Below are 12,107 nucleotides of genomic sequence, written 5' to 3'. Positions count from 1 at the left end.
CTCCATAAGTGGACGCTATCTTCGTATGATCACCGTCGAGGTCGAAAGACACCTGAGGACGGACGCTTACCCTCGGTCGCGTTGCGACAGAGGGCCCCGATGTTCGGTCGAGATAGGCCTCAGTCGGAGGCGCAGGTATTAGCGGCTTGCCGAACACGAGACGTAGAGCTTGAACAATCGCTCGGTCTGGCACTGCGAGCAGCCCACGAATTGCGTGATCTTGTACAGAGGAAGCCGATCCTCGATGCTGCTCCATTAGGCTGATGATCTCGGACATGGTCTTGCTGCCGCCTGTGAAATTCAGAGCTCGCCGATTGGCGACCGCGACAGTTCGGTAGGGACGGACAGCGAGTAGAATACTTGGGTGGGCGTTTGCCAGCATGGCTTCTCATTGCCGCTCGTCAAAGCCAGCCGAAACCGCTCGCGGCTTATTGTTCATGATCGACTGATTCAGTTCGTTCCCTACGGGGAAGCGAAAGTCCGCACTCCGTCAAGTAGCCGAATTCGGCTGCTGCCATGAGGATCACGTGCCAGATGCTTTCCGCAAAGCTGGCAAACATGAGGATACAGAAAACAGCACTGCCATCAGCCGCATCGCTCTCACGCCAAAGATTGACGGCCGTGCGATCGATGAAAGTCGCCGCCGCCGCCCCAATCGGAAATGCCTCGGGGTGAAGATCGAGTGAGGAGACCTTGGCCAAGACATCGCGGACGCGCGGGCCTGAAAGCTGAACCAGGCAGCGGCCTTCCGACTGGTCGGACACCGAGGCGGCACTGCCAAAAGCCGACCGAACGGCATCGACCGGCCGATGATCCCCCTGCCAAAGCGCCAGGTACTGGTCGGCGCCGGACCACACCAGAGTAACATCTTTGCCGAAAGACACGGCGGGACGAGCCGGCGGTTCAACACCGTAGAAATGATACGATACTGCGGCAGTTTCTGCCCGGCGACCGCGACGGGCCATGATCTGAAGCAGGCCGTACCTTGTCCGCTCCGATAGGCGCACGCCCGGCTCAGGCGTCGTCGCGTCGAACGTGCCCGGCACGCGAACCTGACGCAGGGGGGACTTTGCGGTCCACTCGAATTCATCCACGCTGTCGTCCTCCCTCTGGGTCGTAGAAGACGGAGCTGCAGATTTCCATCTCGAAGTCATCGCCGCGAAGGGGATCGTACGCCCGAACTACCTCACCATGACGCTCCCCGCCGCGTGCAAGGAGGCCCAGCCCGATCCACTGGCTGAGCACTGGCGAGAAACAGGCTGAGGTGACATAGCCCTGGTCTGTCTCCGGGCCCGGCACTGCGCCTTTTGCCACGATATGGGCGCCGGAGCGCAGTCGCTTCGATCGCTCGAGGGGCTTAAGGCCGACGAGCATCTCCCGGTCCGGCTGCGTAAGCGCCTCACGGCCGGCCATGACACGACCGATGTAATCCTTCTTTTTCGACATCATTTTGCCGAAGCCCAGATCGGCGGCCGTGGTCGTGCCGTTGAGCTCGGCACCCGCGACATGGCCCTTCTCAATGCGCATGACACCCAACGCCTCGGTGCCGTAGGGCGTAACGCCGAAGGGGGCACCCGCGATCATCAGATTGCGCACAAGCGAGTCCCCATAACGTGCCGGTACGGCTATCTCGAAGGCGAGCTCTCCCGAGAAGGAAATGCGGAAGAGCCTTGCCCGCATACCGCCGCGCAGCGTCACTTCACGGACCGCCATGAAGGGGAAGCCTTCGTTGGACAATTCTTCCGCCGGATCGACCAGCGCCCTGAGCAGGTCTCGGGTTTTCGGCCCGGCGATCGAGAACTGCGCCCATTGGTCGGTGGCGGTGGCGAGTTGGACGTCGAGTTCCGGCCAAAGAACCTGACGACAGAATTCCAGATGCTGCATCACCGGGCCCGCCTTGGCGGTAGTGGTGGTGACGAAATAGTAGTCATCGGCGAGCCGCGAAGTCGTACCGTCGTCCATGACGATTCCGTCCTCGCGCAGCATGATGCCGTAACGGGCTTTGCCGACCGCGAGGGCCGAGAACGTATTGACATAGACCCGGTCGAGGAACATCCCGGCGTCGGGACCTATCACGTCGATCTTGCCGAGCGTGGAGACATCGCAAAACCCGACGCTGTTCCTAACCGCCAGCACCTCGCGGTTAACCGACTGCAGCCAATCGGTCTCGCCGGCAAGCGGATACCACTGCGCGCGCTTCCACAGGCCGGTGTCGACGAAGACGGCGCCGCGCTCTACCGCCCAGCGGTGAGAGGGGGTGAGCCGCACGGGGCGGAAAGTCTCGTCGCGGTGATGGCCTGCGAGTGCCGCGATCGCCACCGGCGCATAAGGCGGGCGGTAGATGGTGGTCCCGGTCTCGGGGATAGTGCGGCCGGTCGCCTCGGCCATGATCGCGAGCCCATTAACGTTGGACAGTTTCCCCTGGTCGGTCGCCATGCCAAGGGTGGTGTAGCGCTTCAAATGCTCGACGCTCTCGAAGCCTTCGCGATGCGCCAGCGTCACGTCGGACGCGGTGACGTCGTGCTGGAAGTCGACGAAAGCCTTGCCCTTGGCCTCGACCTGCCAGAGCGGCGAAATCGCATAGACCTCGTCGCCGGCCTCCGATGCTTCGCCAGCATTGCCGGTAGCGCCGCATTCGGCGGCAGCCGCTGCACCGGCAGCGTGGCCGTCGCGCAGGCAAGCGCCAAGCGAGAACTCGCCATTGGCGGCGCCGGCAATCACCATGCCGGACGGGCACTGGCCGGGAACGAAGGCGGCGATATCGTCACGCCATACGGGCTTGCCGCGATGGAAGCAGGACAGGCCAACATTTGGATTCCAGCCACCTGATACTGCCAGGCAGTCAGCGTCGATCTGCTGCTTGCGGCCGGTGTTGTCGGTGACGACAACACCGCGCACGCCGTCGACGCCGCCCTTGACATCAGAGACGCCGCCCGAGAGCACGCGCAGATCGGAGAGTTCGGCCAGTGCCTGGTATTGCGCCGGTACCTTGCCGCGCGGATCGATTACCGCGGCGATATCGCCGCCAGCCTGCTGGATCGCTTCGGCAGTGCGCCAGCCGTCATCATTGTTGGTGAACAGTGCCACCTTGCGTCCCGGCATCGCCGCGAAGCGGTTGACATAGGTACGCACGGCCGAGGCCATCATCACGCCCGGACGGTCATTGCCCGGGAAAACGATAGGCCGCTCGATGGCGCCTGCGGTAACGACCGAGCGCTTGGCGACAATGCGCCAGAGACGCTGGCGGACCTGGTGCGGGCCGGGCACCGGCACATGGTCGTTGACCCGTTCGAGCGCCGTATGGACACCACCGTCATAGACGCCGAACAGCGCTGTGCGGGCCATAATGCGGACATTTTCCAGCGAGGCGAGTTCATCGGTCGTGCGACGCACCCATTCCTCGGCATGCATGCCATCGATCTCGCCGCCATCGCTGAGCAGGCGGCCACCGACACGGACGTCTTCCTCGACAAGAATGACACGCGAACCGGCCCGGCCAGCGGCCAATGCGGCCGAAAGTCCGGCAGCACCGCCACCGACGACGAGCACATCGCAATGGGCCCAGGCCTTGTCGTAGTGATCGGGATCGGGCAGTTCGGCGCTCTTGCCGAGACCGGCGGCGCGGCGGATGATCGGCTCGTAGATCGCTTCCCAGAACTTCGCCGGCCACATGAAGGTCTTGTAGTAGAAGCCGGCGACGAAGATCGGCGAAAACAGCTGGTTGATCGACATGACGTCGCGGCGCAGCGACGGCCAGCGGTTCTGGCTCTGGGCGACAAGCCCGTCACAGAGCTCTTGCGTTGTGGCGCGGGTGTTTGGCTCCTTGCGCGCACCGGTACGCATCTCCACGAGCGCGCTCGGCTCTTCCGAGCCGGCGGTAATGATTCCGCGCGGGCGGTGATATTTAAACGAGCGCGCCACCAGCTTGACACCGTTGGCAACGAGCGCGGAGGCCAGCGTGTCGCCGGCAAAGCCAGACATGACCTTGCCGTCGAAGGAGAACTGGAGCGGCACTTGGCGGTCGATCAGACCGCCACTGCGCAGCCGTTGCGATTGGCCGGCCGAAGCTGCGGGGCTGCGCGCACTAGGAGTGCTGCCCTCAAGTGCGGCCGTCCTGCCGAGCGGTTCGGATCCGGAATGGCCCGACATCTTTATTCTCATGCCTGCACCGGCTTGGCTGCGCCAACGCCTGGGGCTGCGGTCACCGATCTGAATTCATGCGTCACCGTGTTGCGCTCGGCTAGCAGCCAGGAGCGGCAGCCGCCGCCGTGATACCAGTACTCGCGCATGTACCCCGCGACGTTGTCGCGCAGATAGACATAGTCGTAGAAGGCGTCCTCGACGCGATCGGAGCTTTCTCCGCTGTCAACAGCGAAGTTGGGCCGCTTGGGCGAAGCGTCGCCGAGATAGGTGAACTCGCCGTTCTCGCGTTCGCCGCAGAAGGGACATGCAATACGCATTCCGCCAGTCTCGCTTTCAGTGCAGGTTGGGTTGGGCGCCTTGGCCTTTTTCATCGATCATCGCGCCGCGGCGGAACCGGTCGAGCCGGAAGCGTGCGGCCTCTGGGTGCGGTTCGTCGCGAGCCAGCAGGTGGGCGAAGACGAGGCCCGAAGCCGGCGTCGCCTTGAAGCCGCCATAGCACCAGCCGGCGTTGAGATAGAGACCATTCACGGGCGTCCGGTCGATAATCGGGGAGCCATCCATCGACATGTCCATGATACCGCCCCATTGGCGCAGGAGACGCACACGTCCTATCATCGGCATCAGCGCCATTCCGCCCTCGCAGACATCCTCCATAACCGGCATATTTCCGCGCTGGGCATAGGAATTGTATCCGTCGAGGTCGCCGCCGAAGACCAGGCCGCCCTTGTCGGACTGGCTGATGTAGAAGTGGCCGGCGCCGAAGGAAATGACACCCGGAATAAGCGGCTTGATCGCTTCCGAGACAAAGGCCTGCAGCACGTGGCTTTCGATCGGCAGGCGAAGCCCGGCCATGGCTGCCACCCGCGAGGAGTTGCCGGCGACGGCCATGCCAACCTTGCCAGCACCGATCGTCCCGCGGGTCGTCTCGATCCCGGTGAGCCGCCCGTTCTTTTGGACCAGCCCTGTCACCTCGCAGTTCTGGATGATGTCGACGCCGAGCTGATCGGCGGCCCGCGCATAACCCCACACCACCGCATCGTGGCGGGCGGTGCCGCCTCGGCGCTGCAAGAGTGCGCCGGTTATGGGAAAACGGGCGTCCTCGAAATTCAGGAAAGGCAGCATCCGCCGCACTCCCGCCGCATCGAGGAGTTCAGCATCGATGCCGTTGATGCGCATGGCGTTGCCGCGCCGCGCGAAAGCATCGCGCTGCGCGTCGGAATGGCACAGACTGATGATGCCGCGCTGGCTTACCATCGTGTTGTAGTTGAGGTCCTGCTCCATCCGCTCCCAAAGCTTCATGGAAAGCTCATAGAAGCCCACATTGCCCGGCAGCAGGTAATTGGAGCGAATGATCGTGGTATTGCGACCGGCATTGCCAGACCCGATCCAGCCCTTTTCGAGCACCGCGACATTGCGGATGTCGAAATTGTGCGCGAGGTAGTAGGCGGTGGCTAGACCATGCCCGCCACCGCCTATGATGATGACGTCGTAGTGCTTCTTCGGTTCAGGATCGCGCCAAGCGCGCGTCCAGCTTTGATGACTGGAGAGCGCTGCTTTGGCCAGCGAAAAGATAGAGTACTTCATTCTTTGCAGTCGGGCGTTGTGTTCATGTGAGCTTCGCCTCGGCCCCTCCGGCCGGTTAGGAAAGAAGACAAGATGATCCGTCGATCAGGGTTGTTTCTGGCTGCTTATGCACAGCAGTCGGAGCGAGCCGGCCCTGCGCAATTTTTTACGTCGAAATCTTCTGCGCTGCGGTAGGCAGGCAGTCGATCTTCTGGCTGATGGTGAGCGGCGACGCGCCAAACCTCGGCGGACGACATTGGTCACAATTCTGTTTGTTCCACAAGTAACGGAGCTCCAATGAGCCCTGATGATTACGGAATCGAATCCGTCCAAACAACCTCAATAAAAATTTCGCCGGTGCGTAACCTGGGATTACGCATCCACTTTTTCATCCGCCGAGGTCCCTTGGGTAACCGCGACGTCCCCGGGACAAAGTTCTCTGACGAGCCAATCTCTGAACTCCCTTACAGATTGAGAAGCGGTGGGACCATCCGGCTGGCACAAGAAATAGCTACCCTGCTGGACCCTTGGCGCGTCGAGAGCCGGTACCAAAACCCCGCCTACTAGAAACTGCTCCATAAGCGGAGGGCCGAGCAGCCCCACGCCCTGCCCGTCCAGCACCGCCTGCACGAAATTCACAAAAGAGTCATAGGTACTCATTGCTGTAGGCGGTGCTCCCAACACTCCAACGTGCTGGAAATATGCTGTCCAAGACGAGGTAGAATCGACCGCGGCCTCGTATTCTAGAAGTGGGACATGGCGTAGGTCTGCCAGGGACTGGAGCGGCCCGTGAATAGCAAGGAAGGCTCTACTGCAAAGCGGACTTACCCAATTCGGCTGCAATTCTGTGTTCACCGTTCCCGGCCACGGTCCTGAACCATATCGTATCGCGATATCCACGTCCGATGCCGCCAAGTCGATGATTTCTTGGGTGGCAAGTAGACGAAAATGCACATTGGGCTTTATGCGTTTGTACTTTCCAATAATCGGCATCAGCCAGTAAGTAGAGACACCTGCGGTCGTCGATATGCTGATGAGGCTCTCCGTGTTGACGTTCATCAGCGTCTCAATTTCATCGAAGATGGATCGAAAGGCGCCGGAAACCACGTGAGAAAGCCGCTTACCGGACCGCGTCAATTCCACGTGGCTTTGTCCGCGCACGAACAGATCAAAGCCAAGGTGGAGTTCAAGCTGCCTTACCTGGCGGGACACCGCGACACGGCTCACATTCATTTCTTTGGCCGCTTCCGTTAAGCTACTTCTTCGCGCCGCGGCCTCAAAGGCGAGCAGCGCTCTGGGTGAAGGGAAATATCGCAGTTTGCGAGCCAAGTTCAGTCTCCGAAAGAGGACAACCCACAGCGTAACACCTGATTACGCGAGGCGCCACTTCTTTTGATTTGGAAACAGCGACACGGGTGTGCGATCGTTGCTGATCAAGCCTTGGGCCGGGGGGGTATCTTTGGTTAGTCGCGGCGCGTCGGACAAGAAAATCACTGTGCTCCGATACCTAGCGGAAATTTTTGACGATCCCCAAGGAGGTTCTGATGGCTGTCCAGGCGGCAAAGCTCTATAGGCCCGAGGTCTTCGACAGGTTTGGCTGCGATTCGGAGTCGCTGACGCGAGCTTTGCGCTTCGGGAACGGTAGATTTTCTGCTTAGGGCTACCCAGCTCGGCTAGATCCACGAGTGTCCGGCACATCGACCGGCTGATTGAAGCAACCGCTGGACAGGTGCAAATGACTCTCCACGCTGCAACACTGCGACTCAGTTGCGCGATCCCAGCTTCGCCTTTGCCAAAGCATTTGGCGGCTACCGAGGTTGCGACTGCCCTTGGCGCAAAACTCTTCGACTACACTGCGGCGACCCCAAACAGCCGATGGATGTGTTAGGCTGACCGATGAACGCGCCACTCTCCACGGACGGCAGCACGCGCCTGGTTGATCGGCGAGAGTGTCAACACGTCACCCTTCCGCCGGAAGAAGAAGGCTACCGCGTGGCGATACTTCTCCTTCCGGGCTTCTCCCAACTGAGCCTGTCGTCTTTCCTCGATCCGCTCAGGCTTGCAAATTCGGTTGCTGGGCGTCGATTCTTCGAATGGTCCGTAAGCACGTCGGATGGCAAACGAGTGGAGTGCGCTTGCGGTATCCACGTATCTGCCGACCATGCTTTTTCGAACATCGTCTCGGCGATCAGTTCAGTAGCCCGGCCCCATATGGTCGTCCTCTGCGCCGGGGAACAGGTCGAAACCCAAGCTTCCGCGCCGCTTATTAACCTGCTGCGTCTCTGTCGGCGGGATAGAGTACCTATGGCGGCTCTCGGAACAGCGACTTGGCTTCTCGCACAAGGCGGTATGCTGAACGATGCTCCGTGCACGATCCATTGGGAAAAGATGCCGGCGCTAACAGAGACGTTCAGTCGGCTCAACGTCATGAACAACCTATTCGTCAAGAACGATGATCTTATCACCTGCGCGGGCGAATTCGCGTCATTCCACCTCGCGATGGAACTCGTGTCCAATCGCCTCGGCAAGGAAACAGCATCCGCGGTCTGCCACCACACCACCGCGCTCCAGTGGCGCTCTGGTTCTGATAAGCAATGGTCAGCAAGCTCCGAATTCAAAGGCGTCAGCAAGACGATGTCCGAGATCATCAGCCTAATGGAGCAGCACATTGAGGATCCGCTTTCGCTGTACGACATCGCGCGATGCGTGGACTACTCGCGGCGTCAGATCGAGCGATTGTTCGACCGCTACGTCTCGTGTTCCCCAAGCCGCTACTACATGCGACTCCGACTAGAGCGGGCCAAACAGTTGGTCGAGCATACGAACATGCCGCAAGTGGAGATAGCCGTGGCCTGCGGCTTCGTCACCGCGTCCCGTTTCTCCAAGTGCTTCCGGGATGCGTTCGGACGTAGTCCAACTGAACATCGCGTATGCTCTGTCGCAACGACGCGGCGCATTCGGCAGGAGAGTTCATTCGATACCGCGGCGATCACACGAAGATAGTGTCCACTTGTTCGCTAATGGACACTTGCTGATGCTGGTGGATAGGAGGCCAACCCCAGGCAGGCAGGCCCTGTGTTCGTCCCGGATCATTGGGCAAAACTGATCCGTAAAAAGCGCATGCACCCTCTGCCACACAGTTGGCAATTGCCCCGCAGCCCAAGTGTCCCAAAAGTCGAGCCGTACAGGTCTGACATCATCGGATTGGCCGGTTGTCATTGCCCGCACCGGACGAGATGATCGTGGTGCAGGAGCTGTTTGCGGATGGCAAGAAGCAAGGCAAATACATGCTCAGGGGCTGGGAAAAGCGGAATTTGGCGCGTCGCCTCGGCCACATTAATATTGTTACACGTGATTGGCGCTGACCTTGAGCCGGGCTGCTGCCTCGAAACAGTCCCGCTTCACCAGACCGTTCCGCACAATAAGCGCGTCGGGCACCCAATCCCGGGTGGGTTCCACCATCTCATTCTGATCCGGAGATGGCGCAGTCTCAAGCACTTGAACTTCACTATCGCGCAACTTTCGCTTCCTCTTTCAGATACATTTGTCGCCGATACCTTCGTCTCCACCCGCTTTTTCTTCGTCATGCGGATCGATCGCACTGGGTGTGCCACAGGCCGGTACGACGATATTGATGCGGCCGGCGACGACCGGATCAACCCACACCCGGGATACGGACATGGCGGACCTCGGCGCTTATCTACCATCAGATTACTGCAGGCCGATCGTCGCGGTACTCAATCCCGATCACTTCCAAGATCCCATATGCCAGAATCACGGAGCACACGCAGCATTGGCATCCACATCCAATGCTGATGCGGCGCACGACAGGTTGACGAATCGCTTGATCCGCTTCGCGATCCAAAAAAAGCCCCGGGTAACATTTTGGTCACTGGGGACGGCGTCGCACATAAAGTGGACCGCGAACTGATCTGCATACCTTGCCCCGGCGTTCTTCAGTGACGCAGCCATAACGTGCTGCAATCTTAAGAGCCAGACCTGGTCGACAGCGCAGGTTTCGAAGAAATAGGAATGCAATATCGACGGCTGCGGATACCCTCTGATTACGCGACGGGTGAGATTTTTTGAGTTGGCAAGTTGCCATTTCCTGCGAGTATCGGCGCCAATATGTGGGGGGCGGCTGGCGCAATCCCGGCTTATGGTGGACGACAATTAGATGCTTGTGGACGAAGACTTCGCCGAAACCAATACCCTTCATGAGCCCGGCTGGAGCCGCTCACCCAAGGAGATCGAGGGTGTCACATGCCTGAGCGGCGACAAAGCCTCGCCCGCAGTAGTGGGCGTGCCGATACTTGGTGAACTTGCTTTAACTGACGCCGGCCACGACGAATCTAATCAACGCCAAGATGATCGCCCAGATGCCGGATGGCCCCTTCATCATAATTTCCGGCCGGCGTGTAGCGGTTGTTGATGCCGACCTGCTTGCCGCGCCTGACCGCGGCCAGATTGAAGCAGCTGCCCAGGACGTCTTACGCCAGGAACTTCTGGGGGCCGATGATCCTTTTTTGTCGGATCCGAATCAGTGTCACTCCCCAGACGGCGGCACCGTCGAACGACCGGTCGTAGGCTCAGTTCATCGCCGGCCAAATTCGCCGTGTCCTAGACGGAGGACAACCTGGGCCGATCGTCGATCACACGCGTGGATACTGAAACGATGCCAATTGCCCGACTAGTTCCAAAATACACCGACAGCAATGGCTGGTGGGAGACTCTGCCTCAGGCTCCTGCCCCCCGTGTGCTGTCGGGCCAGATCCGCGCTCAGACCGCGATAATCGGCGGTGGCATCTGCGGCGTCGCGACAGCGAACCGGCTGGCGGAGCTACGCCCCTCGGACGAGTTCTGCTTGATCGAAGCCGGGCGCATCGGCAACGGAGCTTCAGGACGCAACGCCGGCTTTATGCTTAATCTGCACTCCCACGGATCTCCAAAGAGGATCGACATCTTACGTCGCAACATGAAGCTGTGGGAAGCAGGCTTGGCCAGCCTGCGCCGCAAGGTAGAGACGTGGCAAATAGAATGCGATTGGAGCAATGGCGGTCGTTTCTATGGTGCTGCCGGGCCGGACGGCGAGAAGCACATTTACGAAATTGCCGAGACGCTCGCTGAGCTTGGCCATGACTATTCGTGGTTCGACCAAAAGGCGATGCGTGAGCGCATTGGCACCGGCTTCTATTCGCGCGGGCTGCATACAACGGGAAATGCACTCGTCAACCCGGCGGCCTTAATGCGGGGTCTTGCGCGCAACCTTCCGCGCAATGTCGACGTTTATGAGAACACTCCCGTCCTCGGATTTGAACGCGAAGGGGATGCTTTTCGTATTCGCACTGCCCATGGCACTGTCTTGGCAAACCGCCTTGTACTTGCCGCTGGTGCATTCCTACGTCAGTTCGGGATAGGGGTGGGCAAATTTGTACCGATGGGGACCTACGCAAGCCTGACGGCCCCGCTGAGCGACCGGACCCTTGCGTATCTGGGAACGGGGCAGGAATTCGGACTCCTTGGCGCCTCGGCTTACGGAGCCACCATTCGCTTGACCTGTGACAAACGCATTTTTGTGCGAAATCTGTTCAACTTCGTTCCTGGCGCGCCCTTAGGCGCAGCGCGCGTGGCAGAGATCGCGAAGCTGCACCGCAAGGCAATGGCCGCTCGATGGCCGGCGTTGGCCAAAGAGCCATTCGAACACAGCTGGGGCGGAGTCATGGCCTTCACCTGGAATAACGGAGCCATTTTCGGGGAATACCAACCTGGCCTGTTCGCGATCCTCACCAACGATGTATCGCCTATGACCCGCGGCGAAGCCGCCGGTGGCTTGCTGGCCGAATACATGGAAGGCATGGACAGTGAACTTCTATCGGTTCAGCTATCGATCCCCGATGTCCAAAGACTGCCTCCGCGCCCCCTTCTGGATGTGGGCATAGCTTTGAAAAGAGCCTATTTGCACTATGTCGCGGGGGGCGAATTCTGAAACCTCTCTTTTTCGATCGAGTGTCCTCGCCAGTAGAGGCCCTTTTGCCGGAAGGCGGGATCGTTCCCGCCGATGCAGTAAGATCTGCTTGGAAGATGGGCGTTCGACTGCACATATTCTTGATGCGCGGTCCGGCCCGTCTACAGGCGCAGACGGCTCGTCATCGGCATTTCGAAGCAGCTGATTACGCATACCTGCCGCAATTGGAGATAGCCGCGCCTGTGACTTGGCGCCTCGGGGTCCATTTTCTCCAAGCGCGCTTCCGGGTGCATTCGGACGCACCCAGCCGAAACTCGCGGCTGCTCTGGGGGGACGACGCGACCGAGGGGAGCCTGAGGCATCTTTCGACGCGGCGGCGATCACCCGAAGATAATATCCACTATTCGGTTAAGGACACTTGCTGAGATGGAGGGAA

Annotated in this window: 10 protein-coding genes; 4 read left to right on the top strand and 6 right to left on the bottom strand. The window is 60.1% G+C overall.

Going from position 1 to position 12,107, the window contains the following annotated elements; translation table 11 throughout:
- Positions 1-428 precede the first annotated feature (428 nt).
- From NKJ94_RS35725 to NKJ94_RS35705, 5 genes are all read right to left on the bottom strand, one after another.
- Positions 429-1,094 carry a sarcosine oxidase subunit gamma gene (locus NKJ94_RS35725; protein ID WP_352532294.1) on the bottom strand — a complete coding sequence of 222 codons (666 nt, stop codon included), beginning with the start codon at positions 1,092-1,094 and terminating at the stop codon, positions 429-431.
- Positions 1,087-4,149 (bottom strand): sarcosine oxidase subunit alpha family protein, encoded by a 3,063-nt coding sequence (locus NKJ94_RS35720; protein ID WP_352532292.1) that lies wholly within the window; start codon positions 4,147-4,149, stop codon positions 1,087-1,089. The genes NKJ94_RS35725 and NKJ94_RS35720 overlap by 8 nt, the downstream gene beginning before the upstream one ends.
- Before the next feature lie 8 nt (positions 4,150-4,157).
- Positions 4,158-4,460 carry a sarcosine oxidase subunit delta gene (locus NKJ94_RS35715; RefSeq protein WP_352532290.1) on the bottom strand — a complete coding sequence of 101 codons (303 nt, stop codon included), beginning with the start codon at positions 4,458-4,460 and terminating at the stop codon, positions 4,158-4,160.
- Between the two features lie 16 nt (positions 4,461-4,476).
- Entirely contained in the window at positions 4,477-5,727 is a 1,251-nt protein-coding gene (locus NKJ94_RS35710) for a sarcosine oxidase subunit beta family protein (RefSeq protein WP_352532288.1), read from the bottom strand.
- Positions 5,728-6,078: 351 nt separating this feature from the next.
- Complete coding sequence (locus NKJ94_RS35705) at positions 6,079-7,035, bottom strand: LysR substrate-binding domain-containing protein (RefSeq protein WP_352532286.1); 957 nt, start codon at positions 7,033-7,035, stop codon at positions 6,079-6,081.
- Positions 7,036-7,602: 567 nt separating this feature from the next.
- Here NKJ94_RS35705 and NKJ94_RS35700 point away from each other — a divergent pair.
- Complete coding sequence (locus NKJ94_RS35700) at positions 7,603-8,709, top strand: GlxA family transcriptional regulator (protein ID WP_352532284.1); 1,107 nt, start codon at positions 7,603-7,605, stop codon at positions 8,707-8,709.
- Positions 8,710-8,918: 209 nt separating this feature from the next.
- Positions 8,919-9,071, top strand: a complete 153-nt coding sequence (locus tag NKJ94_RS35695) for a hypothetical protein (protein WP_352532282.1) — start codon at positions 8,919-8,921, stop codon at positions 9,069-9,071.
- A gap of 169 nt (positions 9,072-9,240) precedes the next feature.
- Here NKJ94_RS35695 and NKJ94_RS35690 read toward each other — a convergent pair whose 3' ends face one another.
- Positions 9,241-9,387, bottom strand: coding sequence for a hypothetical protein (locus tag NKJ94_RS35690; protein ID WP_352532280.1), 147 nt, complete (start codon positions 9,385-9,387; stop codon positions 9,241-9,243).
- 650 nt (positions 9,388-10,037) lie between these two features.
- Between NKJ94_RS35690 and NKJ94_RS35685 the strand changes: the two genes are divergently transcribed.
- Both NKJ94_RS35685 and NKJ94_RS35680 read left to right on the top strand, forming a co-directional pair.
- On the top strand, positions 10,038-10,400 hold the full coding sequence (locus NKJ94_RS35685) for an NAD(P)-dependent oxidoreductase (RefSeq protein ID WP_352532296.1): 363 nt from the start codon (positions 10,038-10,040) through the stop codon (positions 10,398-10,400).
- Positions 10,367-11,692 (top strand): NAD(P)/FAD-dependent oxidoreductase, encoded by a 1,326-nt coding sequence (locus NKJ94_RS35680; RefSeq protein WP_352532278.1) that lies wholly within the window; start codon positions 10,367-10,369, stop codon positions 11,690-11,692. The genes NKJ94_RS35685 and NKJ94_RS35680 overlap by 34 nt, the downstream gene beginning before the upstream one ends.
- The last annotated feature ends 415 nt before the right edge of the window (positions 11,693-12,107 follow it).

Source organism: Mesorhizobium sp. M0060 (assembly GCF_040323155.1).
GTDB lineage: Bacteria > Pseudomonadota > Alphaproteobacteria > Rhizobiales > Rhizobiaceae > Mesorhizobium.
Note: the sequence above shows the minus strand (reverse complement) of the source record. Positions and strands in the feature narration are given on the sequence as shown.